The following is a 21,071-nucleotide window of genomic DNA, read 5'->3' on the forward strand; positions in this document are numbered from 1 at the left end:
CCCGGCCCCCGGCCGGCAGCCGCCCGGCCGCCCCGGCCAGCGCGAGAGCGCCCACCGCCAGGACCAGCGACAGCCGCGCCGGATCGACCGCCGACAGCCCCAGGGCGATCAGCCACGACACCAGCGCCGTCCCGCCCACCGGCCCGGCGACGGCCCCGGGCAGGGCCGGCAGCGCGGCGGCCCGCGACAACAGCACCGCTACCAGCAGCAGCACCAGCGCCGCGTTCTCGGTGCCGAGCCCGCCGCCGAGCGCCGCGGCCACGCTCTCGGCCCCGACGGCCAGCCCGGTCACGGTCGAGGCAACGCCGGTGACCGGCGAGCCCTTGCCCCGGATCGCGCAGAGCACCCCGGTCACCACGATCGCCGCCAGCACCGCGAGCGTCGCCGTACGGTCGGCCAGCGACCAGGAGACGGCCAGCGTCGCCGTCCACAGGCTCGCGCTGCCCGCCGCCGACCGGCTCACCGCCGACCAGAGCGCGAGCCCCGCCGTGAGCGCGACGAGGAAGGCCAGCGCCGCCCAGTACGGCAGGTCCGCCGCCACCGGCAACGTCGTGGCCGCCAGCGGGAACGCGACCCTGGCCACCCCCATCGCGGCCGGCCTGCCCCAGCGCGCCCACGCGGCGAACGTCCCCGCGACGCCCGCCAGCACCAGAACGGGCAGCAGCATCGGCTGCTCCTGCCACGGCCCCGAGGGGCTGACCGCCTCCCGGGCCCCTTCCGCCGCACCGGCCCAGGCGTTCGTCAACCATCCGTACGGGCCCACGAGCGCCGGTACGACGGCCTTGCTCACCGGCAGCGGCGCGAGCGCGGCCAGCACGCAGGCCTCGGCCACCGCCGCCGTCCGCCACGGGCCCCTGGGCCGCCGCCACGCCGAGGCCGCCGCCAGCACCGCGCCGACCGCCAGCACGAGTGCCAGCCATTCGCCGCGCACGTCCTGCTGCCCGAGCGCGAACAGCCCCACCGCCACGGCCGCCGTCTCGACCGCCGCACGCCCGCCCGGCCTGATCATCCTGGTGAGCCGGTCCAGGACGCCGAGCGCGAGGGCGGCGCCTGTGCGGCGCGCCCGTACGACGGCGGTGGCCAGCCTGCGCGACGGCCGCGTCACGACCAGCGTCGCCGCCCGCACGCCGAGCAGCGCGAACGCCGCCCCGAGACCGTCGGCGAACAGGCCCCAGGCGAGCAGGCCCGCCGCCAGCGTCGCCCCGGCGCCGCCCATGGCCTGCACCGCCCTCGGCCGGGCGGCGACGGCACAGGCCAGCAGGACCACCATGAGCCCGCCCGCGACGCCGACGGTGGCCTGCCGATCAGCCAGCGCCCAGCACATCGCCAGCACGGCCAGGTATCCGCCCGTCCACAGCGCCGCCCCGCCGGGATGCGCCAACGCCTCCGTTCGGCCATCGGCCCTGTGGGACACGGCTTCCGTCTCACAGACGGCGGTGGTGCCGGTCGCCTGGGCTGTCGCGGGCCGGCGGGCGGCCGTGAGGAGGAGGGCACCGGTCAGGGCCACGAGCACCGCCAGCGCCGCCTCGTACGGCATGCCTGTCGCCACCGGCGCCGTGAGCACCGCCAGCAGGCCGAAGACCAGGCAGAGCGTGCGCCGGAGCCCGGACGTCCACATCTCACCCCGGGGCGGCACGAGCGCCAGACCCAGCGCGACGGCGCCCATCACCGCCGGAGCGGCCGGCGTGTCGTCCCATCGGACGCCATGAGGCCCCAGCACGTTCGCGGCGTGGCCGCCGGCCCCGGACCAGATCGACCCCACCCAGCTCAGCGGGGTGAGCGCGGCCGCGCCCACGGCGTGCGCCTGCCAACCGGCCGACACGGCCAGAGTCAGCACGGCACCTGTGCGTACGCCGTCGCGCAGCCGTACCGGGAGCATGAGCGTGGCGGCGAGGATCAGGCAGGCGCCGCCCGCGAAGACGGCGGCCTGCCACGAGCCGGGCACCATCGACGCGGGCACCAGGCAAACGGCTCCCGTCGCGGCGAGACACGCGCAGGCAGCGATCAGCAGGCGTCCCGCCCGGCCGCGCGTCGCGGCCGCCCACAGCATCGCCACCGCGGAGGCGGCGGCCAGGACGAGGGCCGCGACCGGCAGGGGCACGGGCGGCTCGGGGAGGTGGCCACCGGCGACCTCCGCGACCACCAGGAACGCGATCTCGCCGGTCCCGAGCACCCAGGCGAGGGAGCCCGCGACGGCCGTGGTCACGTACTCGGCGGCGGCCCGCGCCCGCCGGGCCGCCTGCCAGAGAGCCAGGTCGAAGGCGGCCGTGACGACCAGCGCCGCGGCGAGCCAGGCGTGTCCGGCGAAGGAGAGGGAGCCGTTGTCCATGGCCAGCCCGGCCAGCGGGAGCGGCGTCTGAGCCAGCACGATCGCGACCGGTACGGGAAGGCGCAGCGGTGCCCACCACGAGTACAGCGCCCACCCCACGGCCAGCGCGGCACCGCCGAGGGCGAATCCCCACAGCGGGTCCAGCCCCGGCGCGGCGGAGGGGCCGCCGTCGTCGAAGACCTGCATGATCGCGACGCCGTCCAGCGGGATCAGCACGAGGCCGATCAGCGCCACCGTCTCGGCGGTCGCGACCAGACGCCGGCGTGCCAGCAACCAGGGAGCGGCCAGCACTCCGAGCGTGAACACGCTCAGTATGAGCGCCCGTAGCGCCGGCACCTGCCAGCTCACCAGCGTGAACGCCACGGCGGCGATCGACAGCAGCACGCCGCCGAGCAGCAATAACACGTTCTGCACCGCCCGATGCGACAGATCACGCCGGGGCACTCGCCCGGCGCCGTCCGTCGGTCCGGCGCCGTCCGCCCGCTCGGCGGCATCCGTCCCTTCCGCGCCGGAGGCACGGTGCGCGTCGCTCGCGCCCTGCGCCGTGTCCGCGCCCTGCCTGCTCCGGTGCCCAACAGTGCCCCTCGCGCCGGGGACCGCGGTCACCATCGGCCCCTCAGCCGCGTCCTCGACAGCGGCCGTCAGTGCGGCGGTCATGGCGTCGGTGCCGGTGGTCCTTGCGGCGGCTGCTGCTGTCGCCGTGCGCATGCGGGTGAGGGCGTCGTCGCGGCGCTTCAGCAGCTCGGTACGGCGTTCCTCCAGCCGGTTCAGCGCGGCGGCGGCGGCGCGGTAGTCAGCGGCGGCCGGCCCGCGCAGGAGCAGGTGGCACTTGGGGCAGGCAGCAGCGGGCGGCGCGCCGGGCAGGACAGCGGCGCAGCCGGGGCAGATCGGCCAGTCCATGCGGTGAGACCTCGCGAAGATCGGTTATGCACGAGACCTTGCCGCACAAATCACGCATTGTCTGGTAATCAGAAAAGTCGCTGCCCGGTTGTAATTCGAAGTCGCCATAGGCCCCACGGTCTTCCCGGACCGGGGCCAGATCCGTCAGAGGTCGCGTTCCTGCTGGTCGAGGATGGCGACGGACACCGCGACCGCCCTGGCCGGATCCCCGTCCTCGATCGCCCGCAGCAGGTGCTCGTGCGAGCTGTCCGGATCCAGCGCCGCCTCCTCCTTATCCCGCACGCTGTCCCGCAGCGCGTCGCTCATGCTGCGATAGAGGTCTCCGAGCAGCGCGTTGTGCGCGGCGTCCGCCACCAGCAGATGGAAGTCGACGTCCGCGTCCGCGAACCCGTCGAGGTCGCCCGCCCGCCCGGCCGCGTCCCGGCGGGCCAGCGTCTCGCGCATCGCGACGAGGTCCTCCTCGGTGCGCCGGCCCGCCGCCAGCCGGGCCGCCACCAGATCGAGCCCGCGGCGTACGTCGATGATGTCCATGGCGGCCGCCGTGTCGAGCCGGCGGCGCAGCGCGACCTTGGACTCGTCGGTGGCGGTGACGTACGTGCCGTCACCCTGCCGCGTGTGCAGCAGACCGGCATGGGCGAGCACTCGGACCGCCTCGCGTACGGACAGCCTGCTCATGCCCAGGCTCTGGGCGAGCTGGCTCTCCGAAGGGATCTTCGTGCCGACCGGCCACGTCCCGCGGGCGATCTCCCGGCGGAGCTCGTCGATGGCGGAATCGACGAGCGAGGTCCGAGCGACGTTTCGCATTCACCCTCTTCTCATCCAGCTGGGAATTCCCACCCTAAGCGCTGCCGGCGAAGATCCGATCAGGTCAGCTCGGCGGCCAGACGCTCGATCGTGTCGCGGCCCTCCAGCGGGCGCAGCCAGGCGGCGGGCAGGGCCGCGGCGCCGTGCAGCGTGCCCAGGAGGTTGCCGCACACGGAGCCGGTCGAGTCGCTGTCGCCCGAGTGGTTGACCGAGAGCAGCAGCGCCCGTTCGACGGAGGGCTCGGCGAGGGCGCAGTACACGCCGATGGCCAGCGCCTCCTCCGCGACCCAGGCGCCGCCCAGCGACTCCGCCCGTTCCGGGGAGGGCGGCCCCTCGGCCGCCCGTGCCAGTGCCGCGCGCAGTGCCTCCGTGGTCTCCTCGTGCGCCGGGTAGCCGGTCAGCAGGTCGAGGGCGCGGTGGACGGCGGGCTCCAGCGCCTCGCCCGCCATCAGGTACGCGATGATCGCCGCGAACGCCCCCGCCGCCAGGTATCCCGTCGGGTGCCCGTGGGTGATCTGCGCGCACGCCGCCGCCAGCTCGAACGCCTCGCGCGCATCCCGCTCGGCCAGGCCGAACGGGGCCGAGCGCATCACGGTGCCGCAGCCCTTCGAGTCCGGGTTCACCGGCCCCGGCTCGCCCGGCGCCGACGGCCCCGGGAAGTGCCGGTGCAGCCCCGACAGGCAGGCGTTGCCGGGTGCACGGCGGGAGTACAGCCAGCCCTCCTCCCGCAGCAGCCCCGTCCGGTGGGGGAGGTCGGCGGGCGGGGGAGTGCGGTGGTTCTGGGTGTCGAGCCAGCGCAGGTACGCCTGCCGTACCGACTCCACCACCGCCTCCCGCGCGTCGCCCGCTCCCGCGGCCGATGATCGGCTAGCGTGATCAGCGCGGATGAGGCCCTCGACGGTGAAGAGGGTCATCTGGGTGTCGTCGGTGATGAGGCCGGTATTACCCCGCCAATCAGCGACATATCCGGAAATGCCGTCCGTGCCGTGATGTTTGCGGATCTCCCGCAACGACTGGAACTCGATCGGCGCCCCGAGTGCGTCACCGATCGCGCCGCCGAGGAGGCAGCCCCGGACTCGATCCTGAACATCCATACCCGGATCTTGCCAGCTTCCGGGCCGTCTGAGAGATTGCGGTGTATTTCCCACAGCCACGGAGGTCACGCGTGCCACAATTACGCCCGGCCCTCATCGCCGTCGCCCTCACCCTGGCGATCGCGACCCCGGCCCAGGCCACGGCCGGATCCACCATCAAGATCGAGAACGGCCGTACGCAGCCGGTCTTCTCCTATGCGGACGCGGTCCGCGAGCACGTGTACGTCGAGTCCACCGTCGACAGCGACCTGGACGGCAGGCTCGACAAGGTACGCGTGGACATCGTCAGGCCCAAGGAGTCCGGCCCGGGACTCAAGGTGCCGGTGATCATCGACGAGAGTCCGTACTACGACAACTCGGGCCGCGGCAACGAGGCGGAACGGAAGGTGTACGACGCCGCCGGAAATGTCGTAAAATTCCCGCTCTTCTATGACAACTACTTCGTCCCCCGCGGCTACGCCGTCCTCAACGTCGACATGCTCGGCACCACCAGGTCGGAGGGCTGCCCGGACATCGGCGGCAAGGCCGACGTGCTGGGCGGCAAGGCCGTCATCGACTGGCTGAACGGCCGCGCCAAGGCCGTCAAGGCCGACGGCACCCCGGCCGTGGCCGACTGGACGACCGGTAAGGCCGCCATGATCGGCAAGTCGTACGACGGCACCTTGGCCAACGCCGTCGCCGCGACCGGCGTCGAGGGGCTGAAGACGATCGTGCCGATCTCGGCGATCAGCTCCTGGTACAAGTACCAGCGCTCGAACGGCGTGATCTACAACTACGACTACGCCTCCTGGCTGGCGAACTACGTCGACACCGACCCCGAGCCCAAGTGTCAGCCGGTGCGCGACAAGATGGACGCCGAGGACGGCGACGACACGGGGAACCACAACCCGTTCTGGGCCGAGCGCGACTACATCCAGGGCCTGCTCGGCGACGTCTCCAAGGTGAAGGCCAGCGTCTTCGTCGTCCACACGGTCAACGACCTCAACGTCAAGCCGGACAACTTCTCCGTGTGGTGGAAGGCCCTGGCCGACCGGAACGTGCCGCGCAAGATCTGGGTCGGCCAGACCCAGCACGTGGACCCGTTCGACTTCGAGGGCCGCAGAGCGCTCTGGGTGGACACCCTGCACCGCTGGTTCGACTACTGGCTGCACGGCGTACGCAACGGGATCACTGGTGAGCCCCGCGCCGACGTCGAGATCGGCCCGGCCAAGTGGATCAGCCAGCGCGACTGGCCGGCGCCGTTCGCGGCCAAGGCGTCGCTGCGCCCCGCGCCCGACGGCTCGCTCGGCCTCAGGCCCGCCGCCAGGAACAGCACCGCCTCCTTCACCGACGTCGCCATGAGCGAGAACGCGATGGTGGCCGACGTCGGCACGGCGAACCCGGGACGGGTGGCGTTCACCACGGGCGCGCTCCCGCTCGACCTGCGCCTGTCCGGCACGCCCACCGCCGACCTGCGGGTCAAGCTGGACAAGCCCACCTCCAACCTGACCGCCCTGCTCGTCGACTTCGGCGAGGACACCCGCGTCGACTGGCGACGCGGCCAGGGCATCACCACGCTCGCCGAGGAGGACTGCCACGGCGAGAGCACCACGGCCGACGACGCCTGCTACAAGAAGGTCGTCACGAACGTGGCCACCCGGCCGCTGGAGATCGTCGCCCGCGGCTGGATCGACGTGCAGAACCGCGACTCGCTCAGCCAGGCCACCCCGCTGCCCGCCGGCACGTATGGCACGGTCAAGTGGCTGACGCTGCCGCAGGACTACACGTTCAAGAAGGGCCACAGGATCGGCCTGGTGATCGCTGGCACGGACTCGACCTACAGTGACGAGACCGGAACCGGCGCCAACGTCACCGTCGACCTGGCCAGGAGCAGCGTCGTCGTGCCGTTCGTCCTGGGCACGCCGCTGGCCGACGTCCCGCAGGACAAGGCCAGGTTCCACGGGCCGGACCGGATCGAGCTGCCGCAGCCGGAGCCCGAGTTCCAGTTCTTCTAGCCCGCCCACGGCCTCGGGCTCTCCGGAGCCCGGGGCCCCCTACCGGCAGTTGCTCCAGGTGACGCCGTCGCGCGAGTCGAGCATCAGCACGCCCTTGTCCCTGGCGACGGTCCAGGCCACGTTCAGGGTCAGGGTGCCCTTCCCGGCGGTCGTGCCGCCGGTGCGGGTGCCGTCGCCGGTGGTCCGGCCGGCCCACCGGACGACGATCTTCCCGCGGTGGACGCTCGGCCGCGTGCCGCAGCCCGGCCGGTCGGCGGGCGCGCGCACCCGGAACCTCGTGCCCGACACGACGATGCCGTCCGTGCCGGTGGCCGAGGTGATCGTGCAGCGCCCCGTGCACGACAGCGAGAACGACCCGGTACGCTCCGCCCCCAGCCGCACCGACGCCGGTGACAGCCGCGCCACCGGCGGCGCGGGCCTGGGCAGGTCCATCTTCCTGGGCACGCTCGCCAGCCCCGAGCGGGCGGCGGCGGTGGCCTCGGCCACCCAGCGCGACGGCTCCTCCAGCAGGACGCTCGTCCGCGAGGCGGCCTTGGTGATCGTGGCCGGGTGCTCGCGGGCGTTGAGCAGCGCCCACACCAGCCCGGCCGCCAGCAGGCCCACGCCCAGGACCAGCCCGAGCCTGGCCACGGCCCGGATCGGCGCGCCGGTCTCGGGATCGTCGTCGTCCGAGCGGTCCCGCCAGAACTCCTGCCACTGCGCGCCCTGCAGGGCGGCCGGCTCGCCGTTCAAAGTGATCCCGCCGTACCGGATGATCGCGCCGTTGCGCGGCGGCTCGTCGCCTGGGGGACCGTTCACCCGGGCGCCGTTGCGGGGCGGCTCGTCGCCCGGGAGAGCGTTCACGTGGGCGCCGTTGCTCTCGCCCCTTAGTGTGGCGCTGTAGACGAGCTTGTCGCCGTACGCACCGCCGCGGAAGGCCCGCGTCCGGCTCGGCGGCGTGAACGGGTGCCGCCCGCGCACGGCGGGGGCGGCAGGGGGATGCTCCTGGTCGGCGGCGGCCGCGCCCGCCGCCGACCAGGGCTTTCCCGGCGTCGCCGTCGTGGGGCCGGCGACCGGGACGGGCGGCGTGGCGTCGGCGACCGGTGGGACCGCCGCTGGGCCGGTCTCCATGGGGCCGGTCTCCATCGGGGCGGTCTCCACCAGTGTGCGGGCCTGCACAGGAAAGCCGTCCGCCCGCCAGAGAGGCCCCTCGCCGGGCAGCGGCTGCGCCGACGCCAGCCGGTTGGGAAGAGTGCCGGGCAACGTCGTGATCGGCAGGCGGCGCAGCAGCGCCCCCGCCGACATGGTCCTGGGTGCGGCCCGGCAGGTCGCGCAGGACTGGATGTGGCGGCCGATCCTGGCCCTGGCCCGCCGGCCGGGCGCGGTGACCCACGCCGCCACCCGCGCCGTCAGATCGGGGCAGCCGTCGCGGGACCGCGCGGCGGCGATCGCGGCGAACCACTCCTCCAGGCCGGCGGCGGCCCGGTCCACGATGGCCCGCACCTCCGCCGGGTCCAGCTCGAAGATCGCCGCGAGTTCGGGGTCGGCCAGGCCGTGCCGCACGGACAGGTCGAGCAGCTCCCGCTGCGGGCGGTCCAGGGACAGCAGGGCCTCGGGCAGCAGCTCCGACATGCGGCCGGGGCGGGACCAGGAGCCGATGCTGGCGGGTTTGGCCACGATCGCGCGGTGCGTCCGGGCCAGCGCGTACAGCCAGGGCCGCCGCAGGGCCGGATCCGTCATGCGATCCGCGTACAGGTGCGCCGTCAGCAGCGCGCCGGCGACGGCCTGCTCGGCGTCGCCCGCGGCGAGCTCGGTGCGGCAGTAGTCGTAGAGGCGGGCTCCGTGCCTGTCGCACAGGTCACGAATGGCCTGGCGCGCGTCGTCGGACAGGGTTCGCCACATCCGGCGTCACCTCCTCCAAGATCATCGTGGCGGCAGGTCAGGTCTTCCCCGGCACCGTGTCCAGCAGTGACGCCTGCGCCAGGTACGCCCGCGTCGCGTCGGGGTCGCCGGCGATCGCCCGCAATCCCGCCATGGCCGCGGCCAGCCTGGCGCTGTCGCGCTCGCGCACGCCTGCCAGCCGCGTCTCGCCGCGCGGGATCACCCGCTGCATCAGCACCGAGCGCCGCCGCCAGGCCCACGCCTCCAGCGCGGCGGGCGGGGCGAAGCCGCCGAGCACGGCCGCGATCACCTGGCCGACCTCGGCCGCGTCGTGGATGCCGGCGTTCATGTTCAGCCCGCCGACCGTGGAGGTCAGGTGCGCGGCGTCACCGACGAACATGACCCGCCCGCACCGGTACGACGTCAGCACGCCCCTGGACAGCCCGAACCGGTCCGCGCCCGTCACGTGGATCGGCCCGCTGGCCCCTGGGAGGGCCCGGCGGACCAGCAGCGACAGGTTCGCCGGTGACAGCGGCTCGTGCGAGTCGACGGGGATCTTGAAGATGATCCGCCAGTGGTCGGGCAGCGCCAGCAGGGTGCACGACTGCTGCACGTCCCGCACGTACGTCAGCGGCGCCAGGCTCGGCAGCAGCCGGTCGAGCGCGGAGTCGGTGAACACCCGCAGCGCCTGCGTCGGATAGCCGGACCTGGGGAACGGCAGCCCCAGCGAGCCGCGCACCGTGCTGTGCGCGCCGTCGGCGGCGATCATGTACCGGGCCCGCGTCCAGGTGTGGCCGACGCGGACCCGGATGCCTGTGCCGCCTTCGGCCACGCCGTCCACGCGGGTGCCGAAGCGCACGTCGACGTCGGGGTAGACGCTGAGCGCCGCGAGCAGCAGCGGGGTGAGCGCGGTCTGGTCGGCGTGGATCCTGAACGGATGCCTGGTCAGGCCGTCCAGCCGGTTCATGCCCATCTCGGCCAGCACGATCCCCGACCGGTCGCGCCACTGCACCCTGTCGACCACGCGGCCCTTGGCGACGAGCTGGGAGGCCACGCCGAGCCCGTCGAGCAGGTCGAGCGTGGCGGGGTGGAAGGTACAGGCGCGCGGCTGCCGGCCGAGCTCGCTCTCGCGCTCCAGCACCGTGACCGGGACCCCCGCCCTGGCCAGCGAGAGCGCCGCGGTCAGCCCCGCGGGTCCCGCTCCGACGACGATGACGCCGTTCATGCCGGGCGCCTCCCCTGCGCCGCCATGGGGCGGCGGTAGGGCACGCGGCCGAGCGTCACGTGCTGCCCGATGGCCCGCGACAGCGCCCACCAGGCCGTGCAGAGGTTGGCGGTGAGCAGGAGCCGGTCGTTGCCGGTGCTGAGCGGCCCGAGCACGGGCAGCGTGGCCATGCCGGTGCCGGTGAACAGCAGCACCGCGTCCGCCGGCAGCTCCGCGAGCTCGACCTGGGTGATCAGCTCGGCGGGGGTGACCGCGTACGACGAGTAGCCGTCCTTGGCGCGTACCTGCACCACCTGGGTGACGTTCAGGCCGGCCGTCTTCCAGAACCGCTCGGCCAGCTCCGTCAGCCACGGCTGGTACGGCGACACCAGCACGATGTCGCCCACCCCGACGTGCTCCATCGCCTCGCGCGTGGCCAGCGTGGCCGAGGCGAACGGCACTCCGGCCGCGGCGCTCAGCTCGGCGCACTGGTCGCGGTCCTCGTCGGGGCCGAGCAGGTAGCGGGGCTCGCTGCAGGCCATGACCATCGCGCTCAGCGGCAGGCCGTCGAACGCGTGCATCATGACGGGCAGATCCTCGTTGAAGCTCTCCAGCCGTTCGGCCAGGGGCAGCCCGGGCCGAACGGGGAAGCGGGTGACGTGCATGTCGGCCCGCGATCCGAGCAGGCGGGTCAGTTCTGGCTCCGCCGACGGGTTCGCGGGCGCGACGATCACGCCCACCCTGCGGCTCACCGCACCGGTGCGCATGGGTCTCCTCCTGCGAGGGGGAAGGACGGGATTCAGGAGGCGCGGTGCCGCAGCGCCTGGTCGATCTCGGTGATGGCCTGGACGGACACCTTGCGGATGCGGCGCAGTCGATGCACGGTACGCGCGGAGCCCGCCTCGTCCTGGTCCTCGCCCCAGGACGGCGGCGGCGCGCCGGGCCGTGCGCCGCGTGCGTGGACTTCGTGTGGTTGTGACCTGTGCATCTCGTCGGCGAGCATGTTCGCTCCTGTCTATCGCGGGTTGACGACTCGGGAGTCGCTGGCGTCGAAGCGGGCCGGGGCCGCGCCTCGCATCTGGTCGAACAGGTCGCGCGGCCCGGCGAGGAGCCGGCGTGGCGTCGCCGGCTCCTCTTCCGCCGCGCGTTGAGATCGATGTTCGGTCTCATGGCCCGACGCCCCGGCGACCCGCACCAGCGCCGTGGCGGCGAGCAAGACGGCGGCCATCAGGGCGGCCACCGGCACGGAGGCGTGCGCGGGCACCGGCCGCCGCGGCGGCCGGTCGATCAGTACCGTGGCGCCCGTCACGCCGATCGCCCCACCCAGCATCACCCTCGTGCCGATGGCGCCGATCCCGGCCGCGCGCCGCCGGCGCGCGGCCTCCGGTGCCCCGGCAGGCGGCACCGCGAACGCGTCCGCACACCCCAGCGGACGCGAAGGAAGCCGGCCCCAGGCGCTACCCCTCGAGCTGGCCAGCACGCCAGCCGCTACCGCGCTGGCCAACAACACCGCGCCGACTAGGTCGGGCACGTGCCGCACGGTGCCGGGGGGGTGGGGAAGCGCCGGGGCCAGCGCTAATGGGGCCCGCGCGCGGAACCGCGCGAGCGAGAGGGGGAGCATCATCGGCTTCATCGCGCCGTCCCCGCGCTCAGGGCCATGTTGGGCACGCTGACGCAGACCATGCGCTCCGTCAGCCCGGCCCTCTGTGCTGATACACGCAGGCCAGAGGCGCGCGACCTGGCCGGCACCGCACCACCGGCCACCGCGCGCGCGACCTTGGAGGCGAGCGCGAGATGCTCGCCGCAGCGACGGCTCACCTTGGCCTCCAGCCCGGCCACCTGGGCCAGCCTGAGCCTCAGCGGCTCCAGTGACGACCCGCGTTCGAGGCCGCCGAGATCGGCCAGCCGGGCGGGCCAGCGCAGCGCGTCGCCGCAGCGAGCTTCCACCTCGGCCGGAAGCTCCTCTACCGGGAACTCCGCGTGGCGCAGCCGGGTGGCGATCATGACGGCCATGAACGCCGTCTTGTCGAAGTCGGCGAGCCGTCCCGCGAGGGCCGCGCTCAGCATCCTGGCACGGTGGCTCAGGCAAACCGCACTCCACCCGAGCAACAGCAGCCGATCAGGGCCCGTCTCCGTGTGCCAGCCGGACAGCCGCAGCTCGCGGGCCATCCGGTGGTAGAAGCGCCAACGGTGACGGGGGCTGTCCAGCCAGACCTGGACCCCGCCCAGCGGCAGGCTCGCGACCTGGACGCCCGCCCCTGCCACGGGGCCGGCGACACGCGCGCAGATGCGCTGGACCACCTGCTCCTGGCTGGGAGAGACCGGATCGTCGATGAACCAGGAACCGCCCGATGAATCCATGGTCACCTCCGGCCACCTCCTCGCTGGGGAATCGCTCCAGAACCGCCTGACTGTTAAGCCTCAGTTACCACTTGCTCCGATAGTCCGCTTATAACGGAGGCTATGTCAACTGACAGTTTCCGCATATGTTGATACCTGACCGCGTGGCAGAGCTTGCCCGCATGGCAAGGGGACAGTGGGGCCCGCGTCCCTTACGCTGGAAAAGTTCACGGGCGGTAGGAGGTGTGCCGTGGCGAACTTCGCCGAGCGGCTCGATCTCGCGCTGACCAAGCGCGGCTTCACCGGCGCGCAGGTCGCCTTCGCCTTGACGGAGGCCGGCATCCCCATCACCCGTGCGTACGTCAGCCAGCTGCGCACCGGCAAGCAGACCAACCCGACGCTCCAGGTGCTCCGGGCGCTGGCCTCCTGTCTGCAGGTGAGCGTCGGCTGGCTGGTCGGCGACGACTACCTGGAGTCAGGCGCCGCGGAGGACCTGCAGCTGCGGGCGGCCACGATCGGCCTGGCCGCCTCGGGGCTGTCGGAGAGCTCCCTGAGCGTCCTGCGCGGCGTGGTCGAGCTCGCCCGCAAGGCCGAGGGCCTGCCCGACGAGCCCGAGCCCAGCTCCGACATCCCCGACGCCGCCGCGCCGCTGAGCGGGCCGCAGCGCCGGGCGCTCGGCCGGCGGCTGCACGGTCTGCGGCTGGCCGCGGAGCTGTCCGTGGAGCAGGTCGAGACCGCGATCGGCAGGGGCGCGGCCGCCATCCCCGCCGTCGAGGAGGGCCGCATCGCGCCGGCGCCGATCACCGTCGAGCGCCTGCTCACCGTCTACGGCGTAGCCTCGCCGCCGATCCGCGAATACGTGCTGTCGCTGGCCAGGGGCGAGCGCGAGGCCGCCTGGTACGACGCGCAGTCCGTGCCCGTCTGGCTGGCCACCACCTACGCGCTGGAGCAGCGGGCCACGCTGATCCGCACCTTCCACACCCAGTTCGTCCCGCCGCTGCTGCAGACCGAGGAATATGCCAGGGCGGCGGTCACCGTGGCCGGGCCCGCCACCCTCGGGCAGCCGACGGTCGACGAGGCGCTCGCCCTCGTGCTGGCCAGGCAGGAGGCGCTGGCCCGCGACAGCGGGGTCGTGGTGTGGGCGGTGATCGACGAGAGCGTCCTGTTGCGCTCGATCGTCGGGCGGCACGTCCAGCTACGCCAGCTCGAGATGCTCATGGACCATGCCAAGCGGCCCAACGTCTCGCTGCACGTCGTCCCGATGGACGACCCCGCCTACGTGCCGCGCACCGGTCCGTTCACGCTCTGGCGCTTCGCCGAGGCGTTCGAGTCCGACATCGCCTGCGCGCACGGCATCGAGGGCGACGAGCTGATCATCGACACCGCCACGGTGGAGGCGTACCACCAGGCGTTCACGAAGTTGTCGGTGACGACGACCACCCGCGAAGAGACCTTCGAGGTGCTGAATTTCCACCGTGAAAGGCTCTCGCGTTCGCTCGGAAAGTGATCTCTTTCCCGGATAAATGATCGTTATGCGCGGTGGACGGTTACCCACATATACCCAAAACTGATGGGTTTTCGGCTTGTCTTCTCGCGTGTAGCGAGGATCATATGGTCTGGGTCATCGAGTGGGGTCCGCAAGGATCAGCTTTTCCCGAGATAGTGGGCGAGGGGAAAGGGGCAACACTCAATGCGTCAGCGTGCCATCCGAAACCTGGCGAAGCTGGAGATGACCCAAGCAAGTGTCACCCGGGTTCTCGACGCCGCCGCGGGTGGAAAGAACAATTTCGTGGCGGACAGAGACGCAGTGCGCCGCTACGACCAGGCCGCTCCGATCGTGACGACGGCCGCGCGGGCCGTGCTCGAATATGTGTGCCGTGTGGTCCGTCATCTGGCGATCGAGGGTGTGGATCAGTTCGTGATCGTCGGCAGTGGCGTCCCCAGCGGCCTGCCCGCGGGCGGGCAGTTGCACGACGTGGCCCGTGACGCCCTGGTCGCCTCGGTGCCCCGGGTCGTGTACGTGGAAAGCGATCCGATGGTGCTGGCCGGAGCGAGGGCGACCATCGAGCCCGTCACCGATCTCGTACGCGTTGTAGAGGGCGACGTACGCGAGATCGACGACGTGCTCGACGACCGGGTCCTGCAGACGTTCCTTGACTGGGACCGGCCGATGGCCGTGCTGCTGCTGTCGGCCCACAGCCTGAACGACGACGAGTTCTTCCATTACGTGATCAAGCGGATCAGACAGGCGGTGCCGGAAGGCAGTTACCTGTCGTTGCTGCAGACCACGTTCGACGCCATCCCGCCGGAGTTGCTTCCCGCCATTCATGACCTGCTGGCGATGACGCTGCCCGGTCACGCGATTCGCGCACGGGAGGAGGTTGAGGCGTTGCTCGGAGATCTGGTGCTGGTAGATCCGGGATTGGTGTGGGTTCCGGAATGGCGGCCGAATGGCCACGACACCGCCTGCCTTGATCAGCCGAGCTCATCCGGCAATTACGGCGCCGTGGCATGCATTCCGTGAGAACAGTTATGCCTCGGCGGTCGTTATAGAGGGTTCGGCTGGTCCGCCGGCCGAGCCCTTGGCCGGCTCCACGCCGAACGCGAGCACCGCGAGCACGGCCAGCACGAGGGGCACCGCCCCGAGCAGCGCCGTCGTGCCGATGGAGGGTGCCGTCGCGCCCGCGACCAGCACGGCGGTGACGGCGACGCCGCCGAACTTGCCCATGCCGGCCGACAGCCCGGAGCCGCGTGAGCGCACCCGGGTCGGGTAGATCTCCGAGCTGTAGGCGGCCAGCACCGCCGCGATCGCCGCGGTCCCGACGATCGGCCCGGCCAGCAACGGGTAGATCCACCCATCCTGCGCCAGCGTCTCGCCCGAGAACGACAGCACCACCAGGGCCGCGCCGACCAGCGCTGTCAGCGTGAGGATCGTTTTCTTGGCGCTCCACAGTCCGTACATGGCGGCCGAGATGAAGATCAGCGGCAGGCCCAGCAGCGTCGAGTCGCGCAGCGCGCGGGCGGCGGTCTGCTGGTCGAGGCCGAGCCGCTGCAGGTTCGACGGGATCCACAGCTGGAAGCCGTACGTGACCAGGCCGATGCTCAGCCCCAGGACGACGATGGCCGTCGTGAGCCCGGTGAACGGGCGGCGGAACAGCCGCGAGTAACCGCCGTCGTGCTCGTCGGCGACCCGCTCGACGTCCTCGGCGGAGACCGCGGCGGCGCCGTACCTCGCCATGACGGCGCGGGCCTCGGCGTCGCGGCCGTGCGCGAACAGGAATCGCGGTGACTCGGGGATGAAGCGGTTGAGCAGGATCAGGAGCACCCCGGTCGGCAGGCCGACCAGCCACAGCACCCGCCAGGAGAACTCGGGCACCAGCGCTTCCGACAGCCAGCTCGCCGCGAGGAAGGCGACGGCCAGGTTGCCGCCGATCAGCACCATCACCCAGCCCTTGTGCCGCGGTGGGATCGTCTCGGCCAGCAGCGAGAACGCGATCGGCAGCATGCCGCCCGCGCCCAGCCCCATGGCCAGGCACATGGCCAGGTTCCACCCGAAGTCCGGCATGACGCCGCAGATGGCGGTGCCGATGAACAGCACCCCGGCGAACAGGATCGACGGCTTGCGGCCGATCTTGTCGCCCATCCAGCCCCACAGGATCGAGCCGAGCACGGTCCCGGTCAGGCCCGCCAGCGGCAGCAACGCGACGGGCAGCTCGCCGGCCGGGTCGAACGGCTTCAGGCCGTATTCCTTGGCCATCTCGGGCGCGACGAAGCCGAGCGTGATCGGCTTCATGGCGTCGATCACCACGGCGATCGACATGACCACGATGAGCCCGATGTGGGCGGGGCGCATCGGCGCGTCGTCCAACGCGCGCACCCGCACCTCGCCGGCCGGCTTGGCCTTGAACGCGCCCGGTGGCACCAGCCCGTACGCGGTGACGGCCGGGTTGCGGGCACCCGGGATCACCACCGAGACCCCCTCCTGGTCCAGGATCCAGCGGAGCGCGAACTGGGCCATCGTCACGCCAGAAGGCACCAGCGGCGCCAGGCGGCGGACCGCCTCCAGTCCGGTGGAGAAGTCCACGCCCGAGAAGGTCTCCCCGACGTCGAACGCCTCCCCCTGCCGGTTGTAATTACGGTGATCGTCCGGCGCGAACGTCGTGTGCTCGTCGTACCGGCCGGACAGCAGGCCGCTGGCCAGCGGGACCCGGGCGATGATGCCCACCCCGGCCGCCCGCGCGGCGGGCAGGACCTGCTCCAGGGGCTTGAGGCGGAACGCGTTCAGGATGATCTGCACGGTCGCCACTCCCGGCCGGGCGATCGCGGTCAGCGCCTCCTCGCACGTCTCCACGCTGACCCCGTACGCGGCGATCTTCTCCTCGGCCACGAGCGTGTCGAGGGCGTCGAACACGGCGTCCGCCGAGTACACCGGCGTCGGCGGGCAGTGCAGCTGGACCAGGTCGATCGTGTCCACCCCGAGGTTCTGGCGGGAGCGCTCGTTCCAGGCACGGAAGTTGGACATCACGTAGTTCGAGGGGATCTGCTCCAGCCGGCGACCCATCTTGGTGGCCACGGTGAGCTCGGGACGGCCCTTGGCGAAGCGGCCGACGGTCTGCTCGCTGCGCCCGTCGCCGTACACGTCGGCGGTGTCGATGAAGGTGACGCCCGCGTCCACGGCGGCGTCCAGCGTGGCCAAGGCCTCCTCCTCGGAGACCTCGCCCCAGTCGGCGCCGAGCTGCCAGGCGCCGAGCCCGACCACGCCGACCTGACGTCCAGTACGCCCCAATATGCGGTTTTCCATGGTCAGGCTCGCTTTCCCAGTCCGTCACTGTAGGGCTCGTATTCCACCACAGGACCGCGCGCTCCTCTCAATTGAGTAGGGGTCTACTCATGCCCGCGGCGTCCGGCACGCCTAGCGTCGGGACCCGACGGCAAGCGGAGGTGGCGATGCGGTACGGGCTGGTGGCGAAGGCGCTGGTCGCGAGCGTGATCGTGCTGGTGGCGGCGCCCACGGCGGCCGGAGCGGCGGGGCTGAGCACGCCGCTCTCGCAGGCGCTGTCCCCGAGCCCGGCGTCGCCCGAGGACGGAGGCGGAACCCGGGACGGCGTCACCGTGAGGACCGTGCCCAACGTCGTGGGGATGACCCGGGACGACACGACCGCCACGCTCAAGCAGGCCGGCTTCACAGCGGACCCGACGCCTTCCGACGCGGCGGGCGACTGGACGGTGACCGGCCAGAACCCGGCCGGCGGGACTTCCATGGAGTGCTGCTTCACCGTGACCCTCCAACTGGAAGAGCCGACCGTGGAGGTCCCCGACGTCGTCGGCGACCCGCTGGAGCAGGCGGAGCAGGAGATCCTGGGCGAAGGGCTCGTCCCGTCGGTGGCCGAGGGCGCCGCCGCCGAGCCGCGCGTGGTGGACTCCCAGGATCCCCCCGCCACCACGCAGGTGCCGCGCGGCAGTACCGTGACGCTGAGCCTGCGCGCCCCCACAGTCCCTGAGACCCCATCATCTACCGGCGTCGAGGTCCCCGACCTGAGCGGGCTCACCGAGAGCGCGGCGACCAGGCGGCTCGACGGGCTCGGGCTCACGCTCGTCGTCGGCAGCGGCGACTCGGGCAGGGTGAGCGCGCAGGAGCCGGCCGCCGGCAGTGTCGTCGACCCCGGCAGCTCCGTCACCGTCACGCTGACCCCGGTCACCGCCCCGACCGACGCCGCCGGCCCGGACATCACCCCGAGCGACACCACCGGTGAGGCCGGTGAGCCGCCGGAGGAGGCCGGCGTCATCGACCCCGTCGAGACGGATTCGCCGAGCCCGGCACCGCCCATCTTCCTGCTGGCCGTGCTCGTGGCGGCGGCCGCGCTGGTCTGGGCAGTGCGCCGTGCCCGTCGCGGCCCGCGGCCCTCCCCGGCGGCCTCCGTCGTCTGCGTGCCGTACGCGGACCTCTCCCCGCAGGTGGAGATCCGCGACATCGCGCCCTCGTTCAGCCTCGACTTCGTGTGCCACCACGACGTGGGCCACCAGGAGATCAGGGAGACCGTACGGTGACCGTAACCTTCACCACCCACCCGAGCACCGCCGACCTGCTGCTCTACGCCGATCCCGGACGCGCGGCCGAGAAGCTGTCGCAGGCCATGGACGCCCGCCGGGTGCTCGACGAGATCAGGCAGCAGGTCCAGACGCCGCCCGGCGACCTGGCGCGCAAGGCCGCGGAAGCGGGGGTCGAGCTGCTGCAGGGCATCGACGTGGGCATGGTCCTGCTGAACGGCTGGTCGAAGTACCGCAACCTGCGCGCCGCCGCCCGCAGGACCCTGGACGAGCCGGGTACGGGGCAGATGGTGCCGATAGCCGAGCACCAGGTCGTCTCCCACCACGAGCCCTACGTCGAGGTGCAGATCAACGGCCAGCCCATGGGCCGCGTGACCTTCGGCGTGGACCTGATCCTTCACGTCACGATGTTGCAGGCGAGCGTCCGGGCGGGCCGTCTCATGCGCCTGACCGGGGGCGACTGCACGGCCTCCATCGTCTGCAAGATCCAAGGCGTTGAGGTGGCCAAGCAGGACTTCGTGATGGTCACGCTGCCGATCAACCGCGACTTCGGAGAGGGCTACCCGCTGCTCCGGGAGGCGCGGACCGCGAGCTGACGACAACCTGACGCGTGATCCGCGTCTTCTGCCCCCCGCGTGACCTGGTCACAGGAGCCGTTCTTCGCCGCGAGCCGACCGGTCCATGGCCGCGCTGGGCACGGCCGCGCTCACGGTGGTCCCACCTCCCACCACGCTGTTGATCTTCAGAGTGCCGCCGATCCCGGCGAGGCCGGCCTTCATGACGATCTGCCCGCGCCCCGCCGCCCCCGGCGCGAACCCGGCCCCGTCATCGCTGATGGTCAGCCGCAGCCCGCGCGACCCTACGGTCAGCGCGATGGAGACGGTACGCGCCCGGCCGTGCCGCTCCACGTTGTCGAACGCCTCCCGCACCGTGGCGAGGACCACCTCCGACACCCGCCGCGGAACGTCCACACCGGGCACCGCCCACACCGCCACGGCGATCCCCGTACGCTCCTCCCACCGCGCCAGAAAGTCCAGCAGGACCTGCGCGAGCCCGCGCCGCCCGTCCAAGCGAAGTTCCATGTCCCCCTCGATTCACCGAATCGGCCCCCTCACTGATGAGGCGTTCCAACCGGTTCCATCAGCGAGGACAGGCGCCGGCGTGCGTGGGACCGGACTTCAGCAGCAGCCGGGTGGCCAGGATCTCCGCGGCCACGTCCCGGCCCATGGCCAGGCCGTCGACGTTGCTGAAGCCGAAGTGCTGCCCGCCGAGCACGCGCGAGCGCCCCGCGTCGGCCGCCGCCGCGGAGAAGCCGGGGAAGCGCCGCCGCCACGGCTGCCCGGTGGCCGGGTCGACGGGCGCGGAGTCGGTGACGAGCGTGAAGAGGATCCTGTCGGCGCAGAAGAAACCCGCCAGGACGGCCGCGCCGGCGCCGCTGAAGGAGCTGTGGCCGGAGATGTACTCGGGAGAGCTCCCCATGCCGCCCGCCCGCGCCCGCCAGGTCTCGTCCCGCTCGGTGTACGGGTTCCCGTCCGTGTCCGCCTGCTGGATCGCCGGCTGCGGCCGCCAGTGGCGGTAGGTGAACTTGGTCATGACCGTCGGGATCGACGTGTCGGCCAGCGCCATGCCGAGCAGCGCGAACAGCCGGCTCTTGTCCGCCGGCGGCAGCGGCCGCTGCACACTGAGCGCGATCTTGATCCATTCGCCGGGCGGCTGCGCCGTGCCGGCGGGCAGCGCCCAGTACTGGTACACGGCGGACTTGCCCACGTCCGGGATGGCGGCGTCGCCCAGCAGTCTCACCCCGGCGAACGCCGCCGCGTAGTCCAGGCTCCCGAGCGGCGGCGGACCGCTACCGACGTACGGCGCCGCGTCGGCGATCGCGAACGGCTTCATGTTCCGGTACTGCACGCCTGACCACGCCTGCCCGAACACCCCCGGCCCCGACCCCGCCGGCTGAGTCTCCACCGGATACGAGCCGTCGCCCTCCCGGGCCGCGACGACGTCCCTGCCCACGGCCTCGCCCCATGCGCGGCCCGCGGCGACGCGCGGCCCGCCGCCCAGCCGGGCCAGGTCGCCCGCCAGCCGCTCCTTGAGCCCCTCCGCCTGGGCGGGGTAGAGGCGGGTGAGCACCGTGTGCGCCGCCGCCAGGGCCGCGGCCTGCTGGTCACCGTGCGGAGGAGCGCCCTTCGGATCGCGCAGGGCGAACCCCCTGGCCCGGTCGCCGCGGGCGGTCGCGATGCCGTTGACGGCGTCGTACATGCCGGCGTTGACCATCGCGTACGTCCTGGCGGCGTCGGCGTCGGAGGCCCGGTGCACTCGTACGGCCTCCAGAGCCGCCTCGTTCCAGCCGCGTACGGCGTCCACGTCCGGCGGCGCGGCGAAGGTCACCGCGGGAGGCGGCCCCGCCAGCGGCGGGATGAGGACGAGCAGCATGAAGAGCTTGTTCATGAGGAACCCCTGTCCCGAGTCCGTCCCGGTTCCCATGAACGGTGCGCCTC

Annotated in this window: 17 protein-coding genes and 1 pseudogene; 5 read left to right on the forward strand and 13 right to left on the reverse strand. The window is 72.6% G+C overall.

What is annotated here, in order from left to right:
• The 3 genes from EJK15_RS30185 to EJK15_RS30195 all read right to left on the reverse strand — a co-directional run.
• Window positions 1-3,229 (reverse strand): hypothetical protein (locus tag EJK15_RS30185; protein WP_138713872.1); only part of this gene is annotated, 3,229 nt, incomplete at its 3' end.
• 144 nt (window positions 3,230-3,373) lie between these two features.
• On the reverse strand, window positions 3,374-4,033 hold the full coding sequence (locus tag EJK15_RS30190) for a FadR/GntR family transcriptional regulator (protein WP_138713873.1): 660 nt from the start codon (window positions 4,031-4,033) through the stop codon (window positions 3,374-3,376).
• Between the two features lie 59 nt (window positions 4,034-4,092).
• A complete protein-coding gene (locus EJK15_RS30195; RefSeq protein WP_138713874.1) occupies window positions 4,093-5,127 on the reverse strand; it encodes an ADP-ribosylglycohydrolase family protein in 1,035 nt (344 codons plus the stop codon).
• A 71-nt stretch (window positions 5,128-5,198) separates the two neighbouring features.
• On the opposite strand from EJK15_RS30195, the gene EJK15_RS30200 reads away from it, so the two are divergent.
• The gene (locus EJK15_RS30200) at window positions 5,199-7,121 is read left to right on the forward strand and encodes a Xaa-Pro dipeptidyl-peptidase (RefSeq protein WP_138713875.1); all 1,923 of its coding nucleotides are present in this window, start codon (window positions 5,199-5,201) and stop codon (window positions 7,119-7,121) included.
• Between the two features lie 39 nt (window positions 7,122-7,160).
• On the opposite strand, the gene EJK15_RS30205 is transcribed toward EJK15_RS30200, so the two are convergent.
• From EJK15_RS30205 to EJK15_RS30215, 6 genes are all read right to left on the reverse strand, one after another.
• The gene (locus tag EJK15_RS30205; RefSeq protein WP_138713876.1) at window positions 7,161-9,002 is read right to left on the reverse strand and encodes an RNA polymerase sigma factor; all 1,842 of its coding nucleotides are present in this window, start codon (window positions 9,000-9,002) and stop codon (window positions 7,161-7,163) included.
• Window positions 9,003-9,039: 37 nt separating this feature from the next.
• Window positions 9,040-10,206 carry an FAD-dependent oxidoreductase gene (locus EJK15_RS70960; protein ID WP_171074611.1) on the reverse strand — a complete coding sequence of 389 codons (1,167 nt, stop codon included), beginning with the start codon at window positions 10,204-10,206 and terminating at the stop codon, window positions 9,040-9,042.
• Window positions 10,203-10,952, reverse strand: coding sequence for a maleate cis-trans isomerase family protein (locus tag EJK15_RS70965; protein WP_171074612.1), 750 nt, complete (start codon window positions 10,950-10,952; stop codon window positions 10,203-10,205). Before EJK15_RS70965 ends, EJK15_RS70960 begins: the two co-directional genes overlap by 4 nt.
• 32 nt (window positions 10,953-10,984) lie before the next feature.
• Window positions 10,985-11,188, reverse strand: a complete 204-nt coding sequence (locus tag EJK15_RS70970; RefSeq protein ID WP_171074613.1) for a hypothetical protein — start codon at window positions 11,186-11,188, stop codon at window positions 10,985-10,987.
• A gap of 12 nt (window positions 11,189-11,200) precedes the next feature.
• Window positions 11,201-11,716 carry a hypothetical protein gene (locus EJK15_RS70975; RefSeq protein ID WP_171074614.1) on the reverse strand — a complete coding sequence of 172 codons (516 nt, stop codon included), beginning with the start codon at window positions 11,714-11,716 and terminating at the stop codon, window positions 11,201-11,203.
• Window positions 11,717-11,814: 98 nt separating this feature from the next.
• Complete coding sequence (locus EJK15_RS30215; RefSeq protein ID WP_138713877.1) at window positions 11,815-12,552, reverse strand: hypothetical protein; 738 nt, start codon at window positions 12,550-12,552, stop codon at window positions 11,815-11,817.
• Window positions 12,553-12,775: 223 nt separating this feature from the next.
• Here EJK15_RS30215 and EJK15_RS30220 point away from each other — a divergent pair, with 223 nt between their 5' ends.
• Entirely contained in the window at window positions 12,776-14,032 is a 1,257-nt protein-coding gene (locus EJK15_RS30220; RefSeq protein ID WP_171074615.1) for a helix-turn-helix domain-containing protein, read from the forward strand.
• Window positions 14,033-14,254: 222 nt separating this feature from the next.
• Window positions 14,255-15,049, forward strand: a complete 795-nt coding sequence (locus EJK15_RS30225) for an SAM-dependent methyltransferase (protein ID WP_138713879.1) — start codon at window positions 14,255-14,257, stop codon at window positions 15,047-15,049.
• Window positions 15,050-15,055: 6 nt separating this feature from the next.
• Here EJK15_RS30225 and EJK15_RS74890 read toward each other — a convergent pair whose 3' ends face one another.
• Window positions 15,056-16,378, reverse strand: a complete 1,323-nt coding sequence (locus EJK15_RS74890) for an MFS transporter (protein ID WP_338089900.1) — start codon at window positions 16,376-16,378, stop codon at window positions 15,056-15,058.
• 89 nt (window positions 16,379-16,467) lie between these two features.
• Window positions 16,468-17,326, reverse strand: a pseudogene (locus EJK15_RS74895) (aldo/keto reductase); the annotation flags it as partial.
• Window positions 17,327-17,472: 146 nt separating this feature from the next.
• On the opposite strand from EJK15_RS74895, the gene EJK15_RS30235 reads away from it, so the two are divergent.
• A complete protein-coding gene (locus EJK15_RS30235) occupies window positions 17,473-18,573 on the forward strand; it encodes a PASTA domain-containing protein (protein WP_171074616.1) in 1,101 nt (366 codons plus the stop codon).
• Window positions 18,570-19,169, forward strand: a complete 600-nt coding sequence (locus EJK15_RS30240) for a hypothetical protein (protein ID WP_138713882.1) — start codon at window positions 18,570-18,572, stop codon at window positions 19,167-19,169. Before EJK15_RS30235 ends, EJK15_RS30240 begins: the two co-directional genes overlap by 4 nt.
• A 48-nt stretch (window positions 19,170-19,217) precedes the next feature.
• Here EJK15_RS30240 and EJK15_RS30245 read toward each other — a convergent pair whose 3' ends face one another.
• Together EJK15_RS30245 and EJK15_RS30250 are read right to left on the reverse strand one after the other, a co-directional pair.
• Entirely contained in the window at window positions 19,218-19,655 is a 438-nt protein-coding gene (locus EJK15_RS30245; protein ID WP_138713883.1) for an ATP-binding protein, read from the reverse strand.
• Window positions 19,656-19,713: 58 nt separating this feature from the next.
• Complete coding sequence (locus EJK15_RS30250; RefSeq protein WP_206061178.1) at window positions 19,714-21,021, reverse strand: vanadium-dependent haloperoxidase; 1,308 nt, start codon at window positions 21,019-21,021, stop codon at window positions 19,714-19,716.
• Window positions 21,022-21,071: the final 50 nt, after the last annotated feature.

Origin of the sequence: Nonomuraea basaltis, from assembly GCF_005893125.1 — a bacterium.
GTDB lineage: Bacteria > Actinomycetota > Actinomycetes > Streptosporangiales > Streptosporangiaceae > Nonomuraea > Nonomuraea basaltis.

Bases quoted from the DNA above. Each gene is read 5' to 3' on its own strand.
- EJK15_RS30190 (WP_138713873.1), bottom strand. From the start codon at position 4,033: ATGCGAAACGTCGCTCGGACCTCGCTCGTCGATTCCGCCATCGACGAG.
- EJK15_RS30195 (WP_138713874.1), bottom strand. From the start codon at position 5,127: ATGGATGTTCAGGATCGAGTCCGGGGCTGCCTCCTCGGCGGCGCGATC.
- EJK15_RS30205 (WP_138713876.1), bottom strand. From the start codon at position 9,002: ATGTGGCGAACCCTGTCCGACGACGCGCGCCAGGCCATTCGTGACCTG.
- EJK15_RS70960 (WP_171074611.1), bottom strand. From the start codon at position 10,206: ATGAACGGCGTCATCGTCGTCGGAGCGGGACCCGCGGGGCTGACCGCG.
- EJK15_RS70965 (WP_171074612.1), bottom strand. From the start codon at position 10,952: ATGCGCACCGGTGCGGTGAGCCGCAGGGTGGGCGTGATCGTCGCGCCC.
- EJK15_RS70970 (WP_171074613.1), bottom strand. From the start codon at position 11,188: ATGCTCGCCGACGAGATGCACAGGTCACAACCACACGAAGTCCACGCA.
- EJK15_RS30225 (WP_138713879.1), top strand. From the start codon at position 14,255: ATGACCCAAGCAAGTGTCACCCGGGTTCTCGACGCCGCCGCGGGTGGA.
- EJK15_RS74890 (WP_338089900.1), bottom strand. From the start codon at position 16,378: ATGCGCCCCGCCCACATCGGGCTCATCGTGGTCATGTCGATCGCCGTG.
- EJK15_RS30235 (WP_171074616.1), top strand. From the start codon at position 17,473: ATGCGGTACGGGCTGGTGGCGAAGGCGCTGGTCGCGAGCGTGATCGTG.
- EJK15_RS30245 (WP_138713883.1), bottom strand. From the start codon at position 19,655: ATGGAACTTCGCTTGGACGGGCGGCGCGGGCTCGCGCAGGTCCTGCTG.
- EJK15_RS30250 (WP_206061178.1), bottom strand. From the start codon at position 21,021: ATGAACAAGCTCTTCATGCTGCTCGTCCTCATCCCGCCGCTGGCGGGG.